The 17,838-nt window shown below is 72.2% G+C and carries 19 protein-coding genes; 6 read left to right on the top strand and 13 right to left on the bottom strand.

The window, feature by feature from the left end; all coding sequences use genetic code 11:
• The first annotated feature begins 37 nt into the window (after positions 1-37).
• Genes LTT61_RS29925 through LTT61_RS29905 form a run of 5 tightly spaced genes read left to right on the top strand, consistent with a single transcriptional unit; the run spans position 38 to position 3,938 of the window.
• Positions 38-1,066, top strand: coding sequence for a hypothetical protein (locus LTT61_RS29925; RefSeq protein WP_233017354.1), 1,029 nt, complete (start codon positions 38-40; stop codon positions 1,064-1,066).
• Complete coding sequence (locus tag LTT61_RS29920; RefSeq protein WP_233017353.1) at positions 1,063-1,557, top strand: twin-arginine translocation pathway signal; 495 nt, start codon at positions 1,063-1,065, stop codon at positions 1,555-1,557. Before LTT61_RS29925 ends, LTT61_RS29920 begins: the two co-directional genes overlap by 4 nt.
• Positions 1,558-1,615: 58 nt before the next feature.
• The gene (locus LTT61_RS29915; RefSeq protein WP_233017352.1) at positions 1,616-2,452 is read left to right on the top strand and encodes an acyl-CoA thioesterase; all 837 of its coding nucleotides are present in this window, start codon (positions 1,616-1,618) and stop codon (positions 2,450-2,452) included.
• A 36-nt stretch (positions 2,453-2,488) separates the two neighbouring features.
• The gene (locus LTT61_RS29910; protein ID WP_233017351.1) at positions 2,489-3,559 is read left to right on the top strand and encodes a dihydrodipicolinate reductase; all 1,071 of its coding nucleotides are present in this window, start codon (positions 2,489-2,491) and stop codon (positions 3,557-3,559) included.
• A 43-nt stretch (positions 3,560-3,602) separates the two neighbouring features.
• Positions 3,603-3,938: a hypothetical protein gene (locus tag LTT61_RS29905; RefSeq protein WP_233017350.1), complete on the top strand. Its 336-nt coding sequence runs from the start codon at positions 3,603-3,605 to the stop codon at positions 3,936-3,938.
• Positions 3,939-3,942: 4 nt separating this feature from the next.
• Here the strand turns inward: LTT61_RS29905 and LTT61_RS29900 are convergent, their stop codons facing one another.
• A complete protein-coding gene (locus tag LTT61_RS29900) occupies positions 3,943-4,515 on the bottom strand; it encodes a hypothetical protein (protein WP_233017349.1) in 573 nt (190 codons plus the stop codon).
• 119 nt (positions 4,516-4,634) lie between these two features.
• On the opposite strand from LTT61_RS29900, the gene LTT61_RS29895 reads away from it, so the two are divergent.
• Entirely contained in the window at positions 4,635-5,186 is a 552-nt protein-coding gene (locus LTT61_RS29895) for a carboxymuconolactone decarboxylase family protein (protein WP_233017348.1), read from the top strand.
• A gap of 52 nt (positions 5,187-5,238) precedes the next feature.
• On the opposite strand, the gene LTT61_RS29890 is transcribed toward LTT61_RS29895, so the two are convergent.
• The 12 genes from LTT61_RS29890 to LTT61_RS29835 all read right to left on the bottom strand — a co-directional run bounded on the left by LTT61_RS29890 (position 5,239) and on the right by LTT61_RS29835 (position 17,837).
• Positions 5,239-6,414, bottom strand: coding sequence for an acyl-CoA dehydrogenase family protein (locus tag LTT61_RS29890; protein ID WP_233017347.1), 1,176 nt, complete (start codon positions 6,412-6,414; stop codon positions 5,239-5,241).
• Positions 6,398-7,396 (bottom strand): acyl-CoA dehydrogenase family protein, encoded by a 999-nt coding sequence (locus LTT61_RS29885; RefSeq protein WP_233017346.1) that lies wholly within the window; start codon positions 7,394-7,396, stop codon positions 6,398-6,400. Before LTT61_RS29885 ends, LTT61_RS29890 begins: the two co-directional genes overlap by 17 nt.
• Positions 7,397-7,490: 94 nt before the next feature.
• Complete coding sequence (locus tag LTT61_RS29880) at positions 7,491-7,958, bottom strand: MarR family transcriptional regulator (protein ID WP_233017345.1); 468 nt, start codon at positions 7,956-7,958, stop codon at positions 7,491-7,493.
• Between the two features lie 160 nt (positions 7,959-8,118).
• Positions 8,119-8,952: a mycofactocin-coupled SDR family oxidoreductase gene (locus tag LTT61_RS29875; RefSeq protein WP_233017344.1), complete on the bottom strand. Its 834-nt coding sequence runs from the start codon at positions 8,950-8,952 to the stop codon at positions 8,119-8,121.
• Positions 8,953-8,977: 25 nt separating this feature from the next.
• Entirely contained in the window at positions 8,978-10,258 is a 1,281-nt protein-coding gene (locus LTT61_RS29870) for a cytochrome P450 (protein WP_233017343.1), read from the bottom strand.
• Between the two features lie 91 nt (positions 10,259-10,349).
• Positions 10,350-11,018: a hypothetical protein gene (locus tag LTT61_RS29865; protein WP_233017342.1), complete on the bottom strand. Its 669-nt coding sequence runs from the start codon at positions 11,016-11,018 to the stop codon at positions 10,350-10,352.
• An 11-nt stretch (positions 11,019-11,029) separates the two neighbouring features.
• The gene (locus LTT61_RS29860) at positions 11,030-12,304 is read right to left on the bottom strand and encodes an MlaD family protein (protein ID WP_233017341.1); all 1,275 of its coding nucleotides are present in this window, start codon (positions 12,302-12,304) and stop codon (positions 11,030-11,032) included.
• On the bottom strand, positions 12,301-13,407 hold the full coding sequence (locus tag LTT61_RS29855) for an MlaD family protein (protein WP_233017340.1): 1,107 nt from the start codon (positions 13,405-13,407) through the stop codon (positions 12,301-12,303). Before LTT61_RS29855 ends, LTT61_RS29860 begins: the two co-directional genes overlap by 4 nt.
• A complete protein-coding gene (locus tag LTT61_RS29850; protein ID WP_233017339.1) occupies positions 13,404-14,507 on the bottom strand; it encodes an MCE family protein in 1,104 nt (367 codons plus the stop codon). Before LTT61_RS29850 ends, LTT61_RS29855 begins: the two co-directional genes overlap by 4 nt.
• Complete coding sequence (locus LTT61_RS29845) at positions 14,504-15,532, bottom strand: MCE family protein (protein ID WP_233017338.1); 1,029 nt, start codon at positions 15,530-15,532, stop codon at positions 14,504-14,506. Before LTT61_RS29845 ends, LTT61_RS29850 begins: the two co-directional genes overlap by 4 nt.
• Positions 15,532-16,575 carry an MlaD family protein gene (locus tag LTT61_RS29840; protein WP_233017337.1) on the bottom strand — a complete coding sequence of 348 codons (1,044 nt, stop codon included), beginning with the start codon at positions 16,573-16,575 and terminating at the stop codon, positions 15,532-15,534. The genes LTT61_RS29845 and LTT61_RS29840 overlap by 1 nt, the downstream gene beginning before the upstream one ends.
• Entirely contained in the window at positions 16,572-17,837 is a 1,266-nt protein-coding gene (locus LTT61_RS29835; RefSeq protein ID WP_233017336.1) for an MlaD family protein, read from the bottom strand. Before LTT61_RS29835 ends, LTT61_RS29840 begins: the two co-directional genes overlap by 4 nt.
• Position 17,838: the final 1 nt, after the last annotated feature.

The following is a 17,838-nucleotide window of genomic DNA, read 5'->3' as shown; positions in this document are numbered from 1 at the left end:
CATTCTCATCCGATTCCGAGACGAACGGAGGTTGCCCATGAGCCCGGTCACCGGACCCGACGTGGCGGTCGCGGACGACCTCCTGCTCGCCGCGGAGGTGGCGGAAGCGGAGGCTGTCGCCGCGGAGGCGCGAGCCGATGCCGCGCGGGCGCGTGCCAAGGCCGCGCAGTTGCGGCGCGAGGCGGGGAGCAGGCGTTCCGCGCCGAGCGTCGACGACCTCGCCGAGCGCGACGAAGCCGTGGACTCCGACGAGGTCGACGAAGCCGCGGACTCCGACGAGGTCACAGGCGCGACGTCGGCGAGCGCCGATGTCAGCGCGAGCGAGGGCACGAACGATGCGCGCCCCACGACGGCGGACGCTGGCGGTCCCACGACGGCGGACGCTGGCGGTCCCACGACGGCGGACGCTGGCGGCCCCGCGACGGTGGGCGATGGCGGCGCGGTCAACGCGGACTCGCCGGACCGCCCGGAGAAGACAGCCTCCGCACAGGCGGGCGCGGCCGAGAAGGATTCGGCCGGGGAGCCCGCGGGCGAGGACGAAAGCCCCGGACGGCTGCGGCGCCTCCGCACGGCGCTCGCCGCGCATCCGCGCCGGACGGCGCTCCAGGCCGCGGCCGTGCTCACCATCGCCGCGGCGCTCGTGACCTCGGCTCTCCTCGGGTACCAGCACCGCGAGGCCGCGGCGCAGGAGCGCAGGGCGGGCGAGTTCGCGGCGGCGGCGAAGCAGGGCGTGGTCGCGCTGACCACCCTGGACTTCACACACGCCGCGGCCGACGTGCAGCGCGTCCTGGACAACTCGACCGGCACGTTCCGGGACGACTTCCAGGGCCGCTCGGCCGACTTCACCTCGGTGATCGAGCAGTCCCAGGTCGCCACCGAGGGCACGGTGAACGCGGTCGCGGTGGAGTCCATGACCGACGACTCCGCCGTCGTCCTGGTCGCCGCCACCTCGAAGGTCACCAATTCCGGCGGCGCGCAGCAGGAGCCGCGCGCCTGGCGGCTCAGCGTCACCGTGCAGCGGGAGGGCGACACCATGCGCATGTCGAAAGTGGAGTTCGTCCCGTGACCGCCCGCCTGCGCGCGAACGCCGGTTCGATCCTGCTCGCGATCCTGGTGATCGCGAGTATCGCCACCGCCGCCACGCTGTACGCCGCGAACCGCCCGGACGAGGGCACCGGCACCGCCGCGCAGGAGCGCGCGGTCGCCGCCGCCACCGAGGGCACCGTCGCGCTGCTCTCCTACGCCCCCGACACCCTCGACCGCGATTTCGCCGCCGCCGAACAGCACCTCACCGGCGACTTCCTGGACTACTACAGCCAGTTCACCGAGCAGGTGGTCGCCCCGGCGGCACGCGAGAAGTCGGTGCGCACCAGCGCCACCGTCGTCCGCGCGGCCGTCGCCGAGCTGCGGCAGGACCAGGCGGTGGTGCTGGTCTTCATCAACCAGAGCACCACCAGCGCCGAGAAACCCGACCCGGCACTGGCCGCCAGCAGCGTGCGGGTGACCCTGGACAAGGTCTCCGACACCTGGCGCATCGCCGCCTTCGACCCGGTCTGACCCGGTCCGACCCGGAGAATAACATTCTCCCGAGCCGGTAGTTCGTTTACACTTAGGTATGCCTGACCTGTGGGGAGATCTGCTCGAGTGCCTCGACCTGCGTCAGCGGCCGACCACTCCGCCCGGTGACCGCGGCAGGCGCCGCGAGACGCTGACCGTCTACGAGGGCCCGAGCCTTCCCCTGGACAACGGCTGGCTCTTCGGCGGCCAGGTGCTCGCGCAGATCGTGCGCGCGGCGCAGCTCGCCTGCCCGGCCAAGGCGGTGAAATCCCTGCACACGCTCTTCGCGCACGAGGGCAAGGGCGACGCCCCGGTCTACTACATCGTGCAGCGCCAGCAGGAGGGCCGCTCCTTCGCCGCGCTCACCGTGACCGCGCGGCAGAAGCGGGACGTGGTGGCGACCGCCGTGGTCTCGCTGCACCTGCCCGAGGACGGCCCGGCGCACCAGACCTCCCCCGAGCTCCCCGTTCTGCCCGGACCGGGCCACCGGATCGAGATGCCGCTGCTCCCGTGGGAGACCAGGGCCACCGCCGACCTGGACGACCCCGCCGCCGAGGCGCCCGACTACGACGTCTGGATGCGCACCCCGGCCACGCCGCCGGAGCTGCACCCCGCGCTGGCCGCGTACGCCACCGACCTGTTCCCGATCGGCACCGCGCTGCGCCCGCTCGGCGGGGTGAGCCAGGCGGGCAACGGCACCGACTTCACCTCGGCGCCGATCACGCACTCGCTCTGGTTCCACCGCGCGCTGCGCGCCGACGACTGGCTGCTGCTGCGGCACCACAGCCCGCTGGTCGCGCACGGCCGCTGCTACGGCCGCGGTGACGTCTTCGCAGGCGACGGCTCGCTGGTCGCCTCCTTCGCGCAGGAGGGGCTGCTCCGCTTCCGGCCGTAGCCGGGTCCCCCGCGCCCTCGATCGAACGGAACCCCCATGGCCATCGACCCGCTCCTGCCGACCCCGGCCGCCACCCACCGGGTGGTGCAGTGGGCCACCGGCAATGTCGGCGCGCACGCGCTGCGCGCCGTGCTCGAGCACCCGCACCTGGCGCTCTGCGGCGTGCTGGTGCACGACCCGGCCAAGGCGGGGCTGGACGCGGCCGAGCTCTGCGGCGCGGGCCGGGCCACCGGGATCACCGCCACCACCGATGTCGCCGAGGTGCTCGCGCTCGCCCCGGACTGCGTGCTCTACATGCCGCGGCTCTTCGACCCGGACGAGGTGTGCGGGCTGCTGGTCGCCGGGATCGATGTGGTCACCACGCACGGCGAGCTGCGGCATCCGGAGAGCATGGCGCCCGAGGTCTGCGCCCGGATCGAGGCGGCCTGCTGGTTCGGCGGCGCCTCGGTGCTGAGCACCGGGGTCGCGCCCGGCTTCGTCACCGAGACGCTGCCGGTGGCGCTCAGCTCGCTGCAACGCCGGGTAGAGCGGATCGCCATCGAGGAGAGCGTGCAGCTGGCCGCGCACGGCGCCGACCGGCTGGTGCTGGAGGCGATGGGGTTCGGCGGCGCGGCGCGGGAGTTCGAGCCGGAGCGGCTGGCGCACGCGCGCAGGCTGCACGCGCCGTCGCTGCGGCTGCTCGCCGAGTCGCTGCGGCTGCCGCTGGACACCGTCGCGGTGCGCGGCGAGCACGCGGTCGCCGCACGCGACGTCGCGCTGGCGGGCACCGTGATCCCCGCCGGGACCGTCGCGGCCCAGCGCATCACCGTCACCGGCGTGGCGGGCGGCCACGACCTGCTCGGCTACCGCTCGACCTGGTACTGCACCGACGAGCTCGACCCGGCCTGGGCGGTCAGGGAGACCGGCTGGCACGTCAGCGTGGAGGGCGAGACCCCGGTGGAGCTCTCGCTGCGCTACCCCGTGCAGCCCGACCGGCTGGCCGCGGTCTCCCCGCGCTACGCCGCGAACCGCGCGGTGAACGCCGTCGCCTACCTGCGCGCCGCGCCGCCCGGCATCCGCACCACCAGGGACCTGCCGCCCATCGTCGCCGAGCTCGGCCGGAGCTGACGAAAACTCAGCTCACACAAATAGAGAATGCTATTCTCATAACATGATCCGGTTGTCCCCCCCGATCGGCAGCGGCCGGCTGCCGGACCCCGCCGCCGAACGCCGCGGCGCCCCGCGCAGCGGCGATGTCCGGCCACTGCTCCCGCGGGCGGCGCGGCACGCCGAGCCGCTGGACCGGCCGATCCGCATGCGCGTGCGCGACGTGCTCGACTTCTTCGAGAAGTGCCCGGAGTGCGGCTACCCGGCGCAGGCGTCGGCGATCGAGCGCGACATGGCGAGCGGCGCGACCGAGGTCGTGCTGCGGGCGAGCTGCGGGCTGCCCTGCGGCTGGCAGGGCGAGCCGCGCACCACCGTCACCGGCGCCAGGCTGGCGTCCTGACGCCTCAGCCCACCGGAACCAGGTCGGTGCCGCCCCACGCGCCGGTGAGCAGCAGCTCCCCGCTGCGGAAGACCTCGGAGTACTCGATATCGGCACCCCGCAGCCCCGCCGCCGCGAGCGCGCAGCCCTTGAAGGCGCGCGCCGCGACGCTGAGCCTGTGATGCACCGTGCCGAGCCTGGCGTCCAGCTCAGCGGGGAGCTCCTCGCCCCAGACCGCGACCTCGATCAGCCCGTTGTCCAGACAGTCGAGCACGCCGCGGCGCACCCGCGGGTCGGCGTCGAAGAGCTCAGGCGCCACCGCGACCGCGTGCGGCCAGGTGTCGTGCACGGTGCTCTCCAGCGAGGTCTCCAGATCCAGCACGGTGGCGCCGAGAATCTCCAGCGGCCGCGCGTCGGTGGTGTCGGTGAGCACGACGGTCACCTCCCAGCCGGCCATGGTGCGGTCACACAGCCAGCCACCCGCGTGCCGCACCACGTCGGCGGCGGTCGGCGCGACCACCGCCAGCCGGTAGCGGAGCAGGTGCTTGCGGGAGTGCGCCCGCCTGCCGGTAGCGGGATCGGTGGTGTGAGCAGCCATGATCGTCCGTTCTGCGCGTCGCTCTCTTTTGTGGAAAGTATATTCTCACTTTGGGAGAACCCATATGCGGAATCGGCACAATCCGTTGCCGATCCCCTCGAATCCGACAGGAGACCGTCATGGCTCTGACCCCCCTTCCGGGCGATCAGTGGGACGAGGAGGTCGACAAGGCCCTCTCCCGCATGCTGCCGCGGGAGCGCCGCAACCCCGATGGCGCGGGCAACGCGCTCTCGGTTCTGGTCAGGCACCCGCAGCTGACCCGCGCCTTCCTCGGCTTCAACGTGCACCTGCTCTTCAACTCCACGATCGAGCCGCGCGAGCGCGAGCTGATCATCCTGCGGGTGGCGCACCGGCGTGAGTGCGTCTACGAGTGGCTGCACCACGTGGCGATGGGCAAGGAGGTCGGGCTGACCGACGCCGAGGTGGAGGCGGCCAGGCGCAACGGCAGCGCCCCCGACCCCTTCGACCGGCTGCTGCTCGAGGCGGTGGACGAGCTGGACGACAAGTCGGTGCTCTCCGCGCAGACCTGGGACGCGCTCGGCGAGCGCTTCGACGACCGGCAGCGGATGGACTTCGTCTTCACCGTCGGCTGCTACACCACGCTGGCGCTGGCCTTCAACAGCTTCGGCATCTCGCCCGACCCGACCGCGGGGTACGAGGGCAAGCGCTGACGACGACGGCGGGGGCCCCGGATTCCGGGGCCCCCGCCGTGCGCGCGGACGATCAGGCGCGCGGCAGCCCGAGCACCCGCTGCGCGATGATGTTGCGCTGGATCTCCGAGGTGCCGCCCGCGATGGTGCCCGCGAAGCTGCGCAGGTAGCGCTCGAACCAGCCGCACCAGAAGTTCTCCAGGTTCAGCGGGCTCGGCAGCGAACTGATCGCCGGGGAGGCGAGGGCGTCGGTGCCGACCGCGGTGAGCGCGTGCTCGGTCGCGGTCTGCACCGCCTCCGAGCCGAGCACCTTGAGCACCGAGAGCGCGGGCACGTCCTGCTCGTCGCGGGACTCCCTGGCCAGCGCGGCCGAGCCGAGCAGCCGCAGCGCGTAGCTGTCCATGACGAGCCCGGCGTAGGCGTCGCGGTCGAAGACCGTCCGCGGCCGGAAGTCGGTGAGCAGGTCCTGCAACCGGTCGGCGTAGCCGAGCCAGAGCAGGGTGCGCTCGTGGCCCAGCGAGCCGTTGGCGACCGTCCAGCCGCCGTTCTCCGGGCCGACCAGGTTGGCGACCGGCACCCGCACGCCCTCGAAGTAGACCTCGTTGAAGTCCAGGTCGTCCGGTTCGCAGGCCGAGGGGAAGGGGCGGCGGGTGATGCCGGGGGTGTCGGTGGGGATGAGCAGGACGCTGATGCCCTTGTGCTTGGGGGCGGTGGGGTCGGTGCGGACGAAGGTGAGCAGGACGTCGGCGTCGTGTGCGCCTGAGGTCCAGACCTTCTGGCCGTCCACCACGTAGTGGTCCCCGTCGCGGACCGCGCGGGTGCGCAGCCCGGCCAGGTCCGAGCCGGCGCCGGGCTCGCTCATGCCGAGCGCGGCGGTGATCTCCGCGCGCAGGATCGGCACGGCCCACCGGTGTTTCTGCTCCTCGGTGCCGAAGGAGAGCAGCGAGGCGGCGATGATGCCGAGGCCCTGCGGGTTGAAGGAGTGGTAGATTCGCCGCTTGGACAGCTCCTCCAGGTGCACATACTGCTGGAGCACCGAGGCGTTGCGGCCGCCGAACTCGGGCGGGTTGGCCGGCAGCAGCCAGCCGTTGTCGAAGAGCAGCCGCTGCCAGCGCCGGGCCCACTCGGGGATGTCCGCACTGGATTTCGAGCGCTCCCGCGCCTCGTCCTCGCCGGGCTGATGCTCGGCGAGGAAGGCCGCGAACTCGGCGCGGAACTCCTCGACGTCGGAATCAAACGAGAGACGCACGGTACTCCTCGGCCACGAGCGCCCGGTGCTCCGCCGCCCCGCCGAGCAGCAGCTCGCCGGTCTTGGCCCGCTTGAGCGCGAATTGCAGATCGTTTTCCCAGGTGAAGCCCATGGCACCGAAGAGCTGGACGCCGTGCCGGAACACCACCGACTGGCACTCCCCCGCCGCCGCCTTCGCCATCGAGGCGGCCAGCCCGCGCCGCGGGTCGTCCTCGGCCAGGCAGAGCGCGGCGAAGAAGCCGAGCGCGCGCGCCCGCTCGATGGCGATGTGCATGTCGGCGGCCTTGTGCTGCACCGCCTGGAACGACCCGATCACGGTGTCGAACTGCTTGCGGCTGCGCACGTGCTCCAGCACCAGGTCCAGGATGCGGCGGCAGGCGCCGACGGTGGTGAGCGCCATCCCGGTGAGCGCGTACTGCCTGGCCCGCTCCACATCGACCGCGCTGCGGTCGGCCGCCGCCAGCCGGACCCCGTCGAAGGTGACCTCGGCCAGGTGCAGCACCGGGTCGAAGACCGAGGTGCGCCGCGCGGTCACCGCATCGGCGGGGACGACGAAGACGCCCGCGCCGGTGACCACCGCGAACCGCTCGGCCCGGTCGCCGTCGAGCACGTGGTGCGCGGTGCCGGTGAGCCGCCAGCCGGTGCCGTCCGGAGCGGCAGTGACGCCCTCGTAGACGGCGGCGCCCGGGCGGTCCAGCTTGCCGACGCCGGGCACCAGCGGCGCGAACTGCGACATGGTGGCGAGGAACGGGGTGGGGTCGGTGGCCCGGCCCAGCTCCTCGAACAGGATGCCGAGCTCCACCGTCTCGCCCGGCTCGGTCAGCTCGGTCCAGCCGAGGCCGACGTAGGTCTCCCAGAGCGGGGCCGGGTCGCCCTGTTTGTCGACGATGTCCCGGATCAGCGCGGGCGGGCATTCCTTCGCCGCGACGTCACGCACCGTCTCGCGCAACAGCCGCTGGTCGGAGTCGAACTCGAACAGCATTTCGGCCTGCCTCCTCGCCGTACCTCTCGATGAGAACTATATTCTCATATTCAAGAGTTACCATTTCATCGCGCGGAACGCCAGGCAGGGGTGGTCAGCCGCGGTCGGCGGCGGCCCGCTCGGTGCCGCGCTCCAGGGCGCCGTTCAGCTTCTGCACGAAGGCGAGCAGGACGGCGAGGGTCTCCTCGTCGTCCGGGAGGCTCTGGCCGATGGCGCCGAAGAGCGGGGCCACGGCGACGTCGGCCCGCACGGCGACCAGCTCGACCCGCACCCGACGGCGGTCCTCCTCGTCCCGGCTGCGCCGCACATAGCCCGCCTTCTCCAGGCGGTCGACCACCGTCGTCACCGCGCCGCCCCTGGTGATGCCGAGGCGGTCCGCGAGCTGGCCCGGGGTGAGCGGGCCCGCCATGCTGAGCATGTTCAGCGCGCTCAGGTCGGTGACGGTGATGCCGAGCCGGGCCGCGACGGCGCTGTGGAACACCACCGTCCTGGTGGCCTGGGCGCGCAGCGCGTCGCGCAGCGCGCGGGCGGTATCGGATCGGGTTTCCTTGGCCGCGGGCATGTCCGTGTCCTTCCGCCGATCTCTCCAGGAAAGAGAGACTCTCGAACCGAGAGTAGCGCGGAGTTCACCGGAGTGCGCTGACGGCACCCGGACGACGGCCGCCCGCCGCGGCTCGGCGAACAAGCCGAGACACGGCGGGTGCGGCCCGAATCGCGCTGCGCTACTTGAGCATCGAGCCCGCGTCGACCGGCAGCGGAACACCGGTGATGAACCGCGCCTCGTCCGAGACCAGGTACAGCACCGCGTTGCTGACGTCCACCGAGTCCACCCAGGGGGTGGGCAGCACGTGGAACATCTCGCAGATCGGCTTCATGTCGTCCGGGCCCGGGTTCTCCAGGTCCGGGCGGAACAGCTTGTAGGTGCCCTCGTTGAGCAGCATGTCGGTGCTGACGTGCGTCGGGTGCACCGAGTTGCAGCGGATGTTCTGGTGCCCGAGCTCCACCGCGAAGGTCCGCATGAGCCCGACGATGCCGTGCTTGGCGGCGACGTAGTGGCCGACGTTCGGGTACGCCTTGAGCCCGCCCACCGAGCTGGTCAGCACGATCGAGCCGCTGCCGTTCGCCTGCAGGTGCGGGATGGCGGCCTTGACGCTCTTCCAGACGCCGGTCAGGTTGACCCCGATCATGTCGTCCCAGAGGTCTTCGCGCATCTCCACCAGCGCGCCGCCCTCGTTGGCGAGCCCGGCGTTGGCGATGACGATGTCCAGCTTGCCCAGCTGCTCGACGGCGCCGTCCAGCCCGGCCTTGACCGCGTCGAAGTCGCGGACGTCGGCCTCGATGGTGACGACCCGCCCGCCCGCCGCCTTGACCAGGTCGGCGGTCTCGGCGAGATCGTCCGAGGTCGGCATGGGGAAGGGCACGTTGTCGAGCTGCTTACAGACATCGAGCGCGATGATGTCCGCGCCCTCCTGGGCCAGCCGGACCGCATGGCTGCGACCCTGGCCGCGCGCCGCGCCGGTGATGAAGGCGACCTTGCCGTCGACCCGTCCGGTCATCGTGGACCTCTCTCCGTTGTGTCGTTCAGGGGTTGGGGGTGAAGGTGATGTGCAGGTTGCTGAGGCCACGCAGGATGAAGGTGGGCTCGTAGTCGTAGCGGCGCTCGCCGGCCGGGCCGTGCTGCTCCTCGTCGATCCCGATGTCGAGCATCCGGTCCAGGATCCGCTCGATCGAGACCCGGCCCTCGACCCGCGCCAGCGGCCCGCCGGGGCAGGAGTGCACGCCGCGGCCGAAGGCCATGTGCTCGCGGAAGTTCTTGCGGTCCAACCGGAACTCGTGCGGGTTCTCGAAGCGGCGCGGGTCGCGGTTGGCGGCGCCGGGGCAGACCATGACGGTCGCGCCGACCGGGATGTCCACCTCGCCGACCTGGGTGGCCCGCTTGGCCAGCCGGAAACCGGACTTCACCGGCGAGTCCATCCGCAGCGTCTCCTCGATGAAGTTCGGGATCAGGCTGCGGTCCGCGCGCAGCGCCTGCTGCACCTCGGGGTGGTCGCCGAGCACCCGCAGGGCGGCGCCGAGCAGTTTGGCGGTGGTCTCCTGGCCCGCGGCGAAGAGGAAGGTGGCCGAGCGGACCACGTCGATCACCTCGGGGGTGGAGCCGTCCGGGTACTTGGCCTGGGCCAGCGAGGTGAGCACGTCGTCGCGCGGGTTCTCCCTGCGGTCGCTGATGTAGGTGCTGAACTTCTCGTCCAGCCACTCCAGCGGGTTCGAGGCGACGATCTCGTTGTCCAGCGCGCCGACCCGGGAGCCCGGGCGCTCGGCGCCGAGCACGATCCGGAACTGCTGGTGGTCCTCCTCGGGGACGCCGAGCATGTCGGCGACGACCAGCAGCGAGAACGGCTTGGCGTAGGAGGCGAGGAACTCGGTCTTGCCGTCGGCGAGGAACTCGTCCAGCTGCTGGTCGGCCAGCCGCCACATGAACTCCTCGTTCTCCTTGAGCCGGGCCGGGGTGAGCAGCCGGTTCAGGACCGAGCGGGCGTAGGTGTGCTGCGGCGGGTCCATGGTGACCATGTGCTCGAACATCGGCAGCTGCGAGCGGTGCTGCTCGATCAGCTCGGTGATGTCGTCGCCCTCGATCTGGAACGGCAGCGGCGGGAACGGGCCGCCGACGGCGATGGCCGAGGAGAACAGCTTCTCGGTGTCGCGCAGGACCTCGGTGGCCTCCTCGTACCCGGTGACGGCGTACACGCCGAAGGTCGGCTCCTGCTTCACCGGGCACTGGGCCCGCAGGTGGTCGAAGTAGGGGTACGGATCCGGGACCAGGCTCGGATCGGTGAAGTAGTCGACGGTGTCGAAGTCGGTCATCGGTAGCTCCTCGGAAACAATCATATCTCAGGTGGAGAATTTCATTCTCGCTTATCTGCGAGAGATCTCCGGATCGGCCGGAGGTGGCGTATCAGGGCAGGTAGACGCGGCTGGCGAGCCAGCGGCCGTCGACCAGCTGCATGGTCATCTCGACGCGGCTGCGGTCGATCCTCGGGTCCGCGGAGGCGGCGTTGGTGACGGTCTGGTCGATGAACAGCAGGACGTCGACCTCGGTTTCGGTCGCGGACTTGACGGCGGCGTCGAGGACCGTCCCCTTCCCGGTCGCCTTGTTCTCCAACAGGAGCTGGCGCAGCTGGCCGCTGGAGCGCGTGTACATGTCGCGGAATTCGCCGGTGGAGCCGTCGAGTACCGCCGTGAAGCCCGCGTCGAGGTTGTTGGAGTCGACGCTGGTCAGGGTGACGGCGTAGGTTTTCGCCGCGTCCAGGGCGGCGGCGGAGGCATCGTCGATGGCGCGCTCGTCGCGGAGTTGGACGCCGAGGATGATCGCCGCCGTTGTCGCGGCGATGGCGATCAGTGCCGTGATCGGCAGAGCGGCTTTGCGGGCGATACGCAGCCAGTGCTTGCCGCGGGTCTCGCCACCGCCGCCGGTGCCGTTCTCGACGGTTGTGCCTGCGGGTTTCGCGTCGGCGGAATCGGCGGCGGGTTTCTCGGGCGCGGTCTGCGCGGCGGCGGGTTCGGCGGGACTTTCGTCGCCTGCGGTGTCCGGCCGGGCGTCAACGGCGGTGTCGGTGTCACTCATGGTGGTTCCTCTCAGCGTTGCGGGGCCGGGGGCAGGGGTGGGAGCGGGGGGCCCGCGAAGGTGAGCGGGAGGGAGAGCGGGCCGATGGGGGTCGGCGTGGCTTGGCGGTCGGCGGGCTCGCCGGGGGGAGGGGCGCCGGGGATGTCGAAGCCGGGCGGGCGCGGGGCGTTGCGGGCGCCGCGGATCAGGACCGAGGGGTCGTTGTCCTGGCAGTAGGTGTAGAGGTAGGGCTCGGGGAAGTCGGGGAGCGAGGGCGGGCGGCGCGGCAGGTCGTAGTCGCAGGCGTAGCGCGGGTAGAGGTTCACCAGCCCCCAGACGCCGCCGTCGTGGAAGGCCACCGCGATGGCGTCGAGGGTGGAGCCGGCCCGCTCGGTCGGGAAGAAGAACTCCCGGAAGGCCGGCACCCGCGGGCCGGTGGTGTCGGCGACGACGCCGAGGTTGCCGAGCAGCGCGGCGGCGTTCGGCGAGTTCTGCGCCAGCAGCGCGTCCAGCGCGCGGAGCGTGCCCGGCGCGGCGTTCAGCAGCTCGACGTACCCGCCGGACTTGGCCTCGACCCCGGTCAGCGCCACGTTCATGTCGGCCGCGAAATCGCCGAGCCCGGGCGCGAGGTCGCGGACGGTGCCGAGCACCTGCCTGCTGTCCCGGATCAGCGAGACCGTCTGCGGCAGCACCGAATCCAGCGTCGAGGCGAGGAAGATCCCGCTGTCGAGCAGGTCGGCGAGCTTGTCCGGCCCCTCCGGCCCGACCCCGAGCTCGTCCACCACCGCCGCCAGCTGCGCCGGATCGACCTGCGCCAGCGTGGAATCGAGCTGGGCGAGCGTCTTCCAGAGCGGGGTCGGGGTGCTGGTCCGCTCGACGGCGATCTCCGCGCCGTCGGCGAGGTAGGGGCCGCCGTCCCGGTCGGGCCGGAAGTCCAGGTACTGCTCCCCCGCCAGCGACAGGCTCGCCACCCGCACCTCGCCGTCGGCGGGCACCGGGGTGGCGGCGTCGATCACCGCGGTGGCGACCAGCCCGGCGCCGGCGAGCCGCACCGATTCCACCTTGCCGATCGGCACTCCGCGCAGCGTGACGTTCTGCCCGGCGAGCAGCCCGCCGGAGTCGGCCAGGTGCACCTCGACCCGCATGGTCTCCGCCGCCGGGTTCACCCCGAGCGAGCCGAACACCAGGTACCCGACCCCGACGACCAGGGTCAGCGCCAGCGCCACCGCGGAGACCGCGGAGCGCCGCGCCCGCACCGCGGAGACCGTGCCGACCAGCAGCCGGGCCGGCCGCTCCAGCGCGCTCACCGCGCACCCCCGGTGATCCGGCCCTGCAGTTTCAGCAGGGTGTAGGTGAGGGTGCCGATGAAGTTCTGCCAGTCCCGCTGATCCGGCAGCTTGCTCTCCGGGTCGCCCGGGTGGTTGGGGTCGGGCAGCGCGCCGATGGCGAGGTCCTGCCAGTCCGCGTCGGTGCTGGCCGAGGTGCTCACGGTGACCGCCATGACCGGCCCGAGCAGCGCGTTCATCGCCGCGACGCTGGCATCCGGGTTCTGTGCCGCCGAGTTCAGCTGGGCGGCGATGGTATTGATGTCGGCGACCATGCCGGTGGTCTGCTCGCCGTTCACCCCGGGGAAACGGCCGACCTGCGCGGTGATCCGCTCGACCTCGTTGACCAGGGTCAGCGCCTGGTCGGAGTTGGCGCGCAGGGTGTCGAGCGCCGGGCCCGCCGCCGCGATGACATCGTCGACGGTGCCGCGCTGCTCGTCGATCCGGCGGGCCAGCTGGTCCACCTCGGCGAGTGTGGAGCGGATGTCGTCGGAGCGGGCGGAGAGCGCCTGCACCACCCGGGTGGAGCGGTCGATGAGCTCGGCCATCCGGTCGCCGCGGTCGCCGACGGCGTTGCCGAGGCCGTTCACGATGGTGGTGAGGTTGCGGATGGCGCCGCCGTTCACCAGCAGCGAGGCGGTGGTGAGCAGCTCCTCGATGGTGGTCGCGGCGGAGGTGTGGTCCAGCGCGATGCTGTCGCCGTCGGCCAGCGCCGGGGTGGCGGTGGTGGCCTCGGCGGGCGGGGTGAGCGAGACGAAAACGTCGCCGAGCGGGGTCGCGGTGCGCAGCTCGGCCCTGGTGCCGAGCGGCAGCCGGACCCCCTGCTGGATGGTCAGCGTGACCACGGCGGTGTAATCGCGCACCGCCATGTCGCTCACCTCGCCGACGTCGGCGCCGGAGAGCCGCACCTTGGCCTTGGCGGGCAGGTTCAGCGCGTTCGCGAAGCTTGCGCGCACGGTGTAGTTGTCGCCGCCGGAGCCGGGGGCGGGCAGCGGCAGGTCGCCGAGCCCGACCGCGCAGCCGGTGCTCGCGGCCAGCGCCGCGACGGCGAGCGCGGCGGTGCGGGTGACCCGCCCGGCGCTCATCGCGGCATCCTGGACATGGCGTCGAGCATGTCGGTGATCCCGAAGTCGGGGCCGAAGTCCTGCAGCGTGCCGGTGGCGCAGCCCAATTGGCGCAGCCCGAGGATGTTGCAGACCTCCTTGACCAGCTGGCCGTCGAAGAAGACCTTGTCCAGCAGCGCGTGCACCCGGACGCCGCGGTACTGGAAGTCGACGGCGTTGTAGGCGTTGTTCAGCAGCAGTGGGGTGACGTCGATGAACTCGCCGAGCTCGCTGCGGTAGTCGGCCAGCGCCTTGGTCACCGTCGCGCCGTTGGCGAGGGTGGACTCCAGCACGCCCGCGTTCTCGGTGAGCAGCGCGTCGGTCTGCCGCATGATGTCGGTGATCTGCGCGCCGGTATCGCCGGTGCCGATGTCCAGGTCGGCCACCACGTCGCCGAGTTGCCCGGTGGCGGCGCCGAACTGGCGGATGGTGTCCTCGTTGGCGGCGGCCGCGCGGAGCAGCTGGGCGAGCTGGTCGACCAGCTTGGTGAGGGTGTCGCGGGTCTCCGCGCCGCCGTCCTCGCCGAGTTTCAGGGCGGTGGCGAGCTGGTCGAGCGTCTGCCTGAGCTCCGGCCCGCTCCCGGTGGCGATGGTCGCGGAGACGCCGAGCAGCTGGGCCACCGGGCCGTCGCCGGGCTGCTCGCCCTGCAGCTCGCCCGCCATCCGCTCGGCGGCGCCGAGCAGCCGGTCGAACTCGACCGGGGTGCGGGTGCGCTCGGGGCCGAGGCTCGCGCCGTCGGCCAGCGTCGGCCCGCCGCGGTAGGCGGGGGTGAACTCGACGTGCCGGTCGGTGAGCACCGAGGTGGAGAGCGTGACGGCGCGCGCGTCGGCCGGGATGTCGACGTCGCCGTCGAGCTCCATGCGCACCTCGACGTGCGTGCCGCGCGGCTCGACCGAGGTCACCTTCCCCACCGGCATGCCGAGCACCGCGACGGCGTTGCCCGGGTAGAGCCCGGCGCCGTTGTCGAACTGCGCGGTCACCGCGATGGTGTCGTCCGGGACGACGGCGCTGCCCGCGCAGCCTGCCAGCGCGCCGATCGCCAGCACCACACCCGCCCGGACCAGGACTCGCTTCGCTCTCACCGGCAGTCCTCGTGGTAGGGGGCGAGCCCGGCTCCCTCGGCGCGCCCGCCGAGCGCGCACATCCAGGAGTCGATCAGCGGCCCGGCGGGCGCGGTGAAGTCGACCTCGTTGGCGGTGCCGGAGGCATTGGCGAAGTTGCGGATCGGGATCGGCAGGATCTCCAGGGTGCTGCGCAGCAGCGCGTCGTTGCGGGCCAGGCTGCCGAGCAGCCCGTCGAGCCCGGCGATCAGGGTGTCGACGGCGGGCCGGTCGCGCACGACGAGGGTGCTGACCTGGTCGGCCAGCCTGCGGGTTGCGTCCATCAGCCGCAGCACCATGTCCCGGCGGGCGACGATCTCGGTGAGCAGGTCGCGGCCCTGGGTCATGATCGCGGCCAGGTTCGCCTGCTGGTCGGTGACGACGCCGGTGAGCTGCTGGCTCGCGGCGAGCAGTGCGCTCAGCTCGGTGCGCCGGTCACCGATGATCGTCGCCAGCGCGCGGACGTTCGCGAGCATGCCGGGCAGCACCGTCGGGACCCCCTGCAGCTGGGCGGCGAGGGTGTTCAGCGAGGTGCCGATCTGCCCGGCGTCGAGCCGGTCGAAGGTCACCGTGGCGTTGTCGAGCGCGGTCTGCAGGTCGTAGGGGACCTCGGTACGCTCCAGCGGGATCCGGTGGCCGGGCAGCTCTCCGTCGCCTGCCGGGCGCAGCTCCACGTAGCGGGCGCCGAGCAGCGTGGTGAGCTTGATGGCGGCGCCGGTGCCGGTGCCGAGCGGCACCCCGGAGTCGATGGCGAGCGTCACCAGCACCCGGTCCCCCGCCAGCCGGGTGGCGTCGACGGTGCCGACCGGGACGCCGGCGAGGGTCACCTGGTCGCCGGAGCTGATCCCGGCCGCCTGCGCGAACTCCGCCTCGTAGCGGGTGGTTCCGATGCCGATCCGGCTCCAGCCGACCGCCGCCGCGAGCACCGCGAGCAGCACCGCGACCGCGATCAGCCCGAGCACGCCGCGGCGGTGCTCCTCGAGCGGGCGCTTCCACGTCTTCGTCATCAGGTGGACCTACAGATCGGGGAGTACTTGGCCTGCCCGCCGGGAGTTGCCAGGTCGACCACGGTCGGGACCAGCGAGGAGAGCGCGGGCAGGATGGTGACGCCGAAGTTGCACAGATAGGTGTTCAGGTACGGCCCCTCCTGGCTCACCCTGGCCAGCCCCTTCAGCAACCCGGGCAGGTTGAAGCCGAGGTAGGCGAAGTTCTCCTTGTTCTCGGCGAAGTGCCTGGTGAAGCCGGGCTCGCGATTGAGCATGGACTCCAGTTCGGGCTGGATGCCGTCCATGGTGTCGGCCAGCCCGCCGGTGGTGACCGCCGCCTGGTCCAGCGCGCCGAACAGCTCGTCGCGGTGCCTGGTCAGCCCGTCCACGATGGCCCGCGACTGCCCCATCAGCGAGCCGATCTGGCCGGTCTGCAGCGCCAGGTTGCCGACCACCGCGTTCAGGTTGCCGATCACCGCGCCGAGCACCTGGTCCGGCCCGGCCAGCGACTCGGCCAGCGACGAGACCTGCTCCACCAGCAGCACCAGCGAGGTCCGGTCGCCCTGCAGCGCCTTGATCAGCGCGCCGGTGACATTGTCGACCTGCGCCGGATCCAGCCCGCCGAAGAGCGGCTCGAAGCCGTTGAGCAGTGCGGAGATGTCGAAGGATGGCTCGGTGCGCGCGAGCGGGATCTCCGCGCCGGGCGCGAGCACCGAGCCGTCGCCGAAGTCGGCGAGCGCGAGCCCGAGGTAGCGCTGCCCGATGACGTTCTGGTACGTGATGGCGGCCTTGGTGTTGCCGTAGAGCGTCTGGTCGTTCTCCACCCGGAACCGCACCCTGGCCCGCAGGCCGTCCAGCTCGATGCCGTCCACCCGGCCCACCCTGACCCCGGCCATCCGCACGTCGTCGCCGACGCGCAGGCCGCTGACGTCGCTGAAGACCGCCGAGTAGTCCTCGGTGTCGCCGTTGATGCCGCGATCGAGGGTCACGAAGGTGACCCAGATGAGCGCCATCGCGACGGCGACGAAGAGGCTGACCCCGATCAGCGGGCGGCGGTAGCTCATCGCGCACCGTCCGCGGGGAACGGGCCGTCGGCGACCAGCGGCGCCAGCAGCGATTCGGCGCCGGTGGGGTTGCCCTGCAGTGCCCGCTCGATCAGGTCCCTGATCTCCGGCGGCAGCTCGGGCGCGGCCGGCTGGTTCGCCGGGTCGAGCGCGGCGGGCACCGGCTCGATCGGGATGTCGGCGGGGGCGGTGCTGCAGCTCGGTGCGGCGATGTCGCCGTAGCGCGGGCAGTCGGCCCTGGTGTAGGGGGTGTGCGGGGTGAAGCGGAACTGGAACTTGCCGCGCCCGCGCGGGTTGTCGGCATTCCAGAACTCGGAGAACCAGAGCTCGGAGAGGCGCTTGATGCGCGCCGTGATCGGGCCGAAGGCCGGGGAGCCCTCGGCGAAGATGTCGATCACCGGCCCCATCTTCTGTGTGACGTCGACGATCTGGTCGGTGCGCCGATCCAGCGAACCGGCGAGCGTGCCGAAGGTGGCGTTGCCCGCGCCGAGCAACCCGGCCAGCTGGGCGTCCTGCTCGGCCAGGGTGCGCATGGGCAGCACCGCGTGGTGCAGGGCGTCGAGCAGGTCGGGGGCGGAGGTGTTCAGCCCGCGCACGGCCTCGGCGACCATGGTGAGCGTCGGCGGGCCGCCGTCCGGGGTGAGCAGCGCGTCGAACTCGGTGGTGATCCGGTTCAGCTGGGCACCGGCCTCGACCAGGTCGGCGCCGCGCCGGTCGGTCGCGCGCGCCACCGTGGCGAGGATGCCGACGGTGTTGCCGGTGCCGATCCGCGCGGTGCTGGCGATGATCTCGCGCAGCTTGGTCAGCGCGGTCTGCAGCTGCACGGTGGAGAGGCTGGTGTCCTGGGTGATCTCGGTATCCGGGCCGATCGCCGGGCCGGGGCCGTTGTCGACCAGCTGCACCGAGGAGACCGCGAAGACGTTGCTCGGCACCACCCTGGCCGTCACCGTGCTCGGAATCCCCTGCGCGGCAACGGGGTCGAGCTGGAGCAGCACCCGGTTCCCGGCGTCGCCGACGGCCGGGGTGACCCCGGCGACGATGCCGACCAGCATGCCGCGGAACTTGACGTCCGAGCGCGTCGGCAGCCCGTCGCCGAGTTGCGCGAGCACCGCCGTCACCTCCAGCTTCTCGTCGAAGCGGCCGGTGGACTTGAGCAGCAGCAGCGCCACCACCAGCGCGGTCGCCAGCACCAGCACCAGCCCGCGCAGCAGCAGCGCGGTGCCGGACGGCCCGCGGCCGTCCTTCTCGAACAGCACCGACATG

This window comes from Nocardia asteroides, from assembly GCF_021183625.1.
Taxonomy (GTDB): domain Bacteria; phylum Actinomycetota; class Actinomycetes; order Mycobacteriales; family Mycobacteriaceae; genus Nocardia; species Nocardia asteroides_A.
The sequence above is the reverse complement of the archived record's forward strand: the minus strand, read 5'-3'. Positions and strand labels throughout refer to the sequence as shown.

Bases quoted from the DNA above. Each gene is read 5' to 3' on its own strand.
- LTT61_RS29925 (WP_233017354.1), top strand. From the start codon at position 38: ATGAGCCCGGTCACCGGACCCGACGTGGCGGTCGCGGACGACCTCCTG.
- LTT61_RS29915 (WP_233017352.1), top strand. From the start codon at position 1,616: ATGCCTGACCTGTGGGGAGATCTGCTCGAGTGCCTCGACCTGCGTCAG.
- LTT61_RS29910 (WP_233017351.1), top strand. From the start codon at position 2,489: ATGGCCATCGACCCGCTCCTGCCGACCCCGGCCGCCACCCACCGGGTG.
- LTT61_RS29905 (WP_233017350.1), top strand. From the start codon at position 3,603: ATGATCCGGTTGTCCCCCCCGATCGGCAGCGGCCGGCTGCCGGACCCC.
- LTT61_RS29900 (WP_233017349.1), bottom strand. From the start codon at position 4,515: ATGGCTGCTCACACCACCGATCCCGCTACCGGCAGGCGGGCGCACTCC.
- LTT61_RS29895 (WP_233017348.1), top strand. From the start codon at position 4,635: ATGGCTCTGACCCCCCTTCCGGGCGATCAGTGGGACGAGGAGGTCGAC.
- LTT61_RS29885 (WP_233017346.1), bottom strand. From the start codon at position 7,396: ATGCTGTTCGAGTTCGACTCCGACCAGCGGCTGTTGCGCGAGACGGTG.
- LTT61_RS29880 (WP_233017345.1), bottom strand. From the start codon at position 7,958: ATGCCCGCGGCCAAGGAAACCCGATCCGATACCGCCCGCGCGCTGCGC.
- LTT61_RS29875 (WP_233017344.1), bottom strand. From the start codon at position 8,952: ATGACCGGACGGGTCGACGGCAAGGTCGCCTTCATCACCGGCGCGGCG.
- LTT61_RS29870 (WP_233017343.1), bottom strand. From the start codon at position 10,258: ATGACCGACTTCGACACCGTCGACTACTTCACCGATCCGAGCCTGGTC.
- LTT61_RS29865 (WP_233017342.1), bottom strand. From the start codon at position 11,018: ATGAGTGACACCGACACCGCCGTTGACGCCCGGCCGGACACCGCAGGC.
- LTT61_RS29855 (WP_233017340.1), bottom strand. From the start codon at position 13,407: ATGAGCGCCGGGCGGGTCACCCGCACCGCCGCGCTCGCCGTCGCGGCG.
- LTT61_RS29845 (WP_233017338.1), bottom strand. From the start codon at position 15,532: ATGACGAAGACGTGGAAGCGCCCGCTCGAGGAGCACCGCCGCGGCGTG.
- LTT61_RS29840 (WP_233017337.1), bottom strand. From the start codon at position 16,575: ATGAGCTACCGCCGCCCGCTGATCGGGGTCAGCCTCTTCGTCGCCGTC.
- LTT61_RS29835 (WP_233017336.1), bottom strand. From the start codon at position 17,837: ATGTCGGTGCTGTTCGAGAAGGACGGCCGCGGGCCGTCCGGCACCGCG.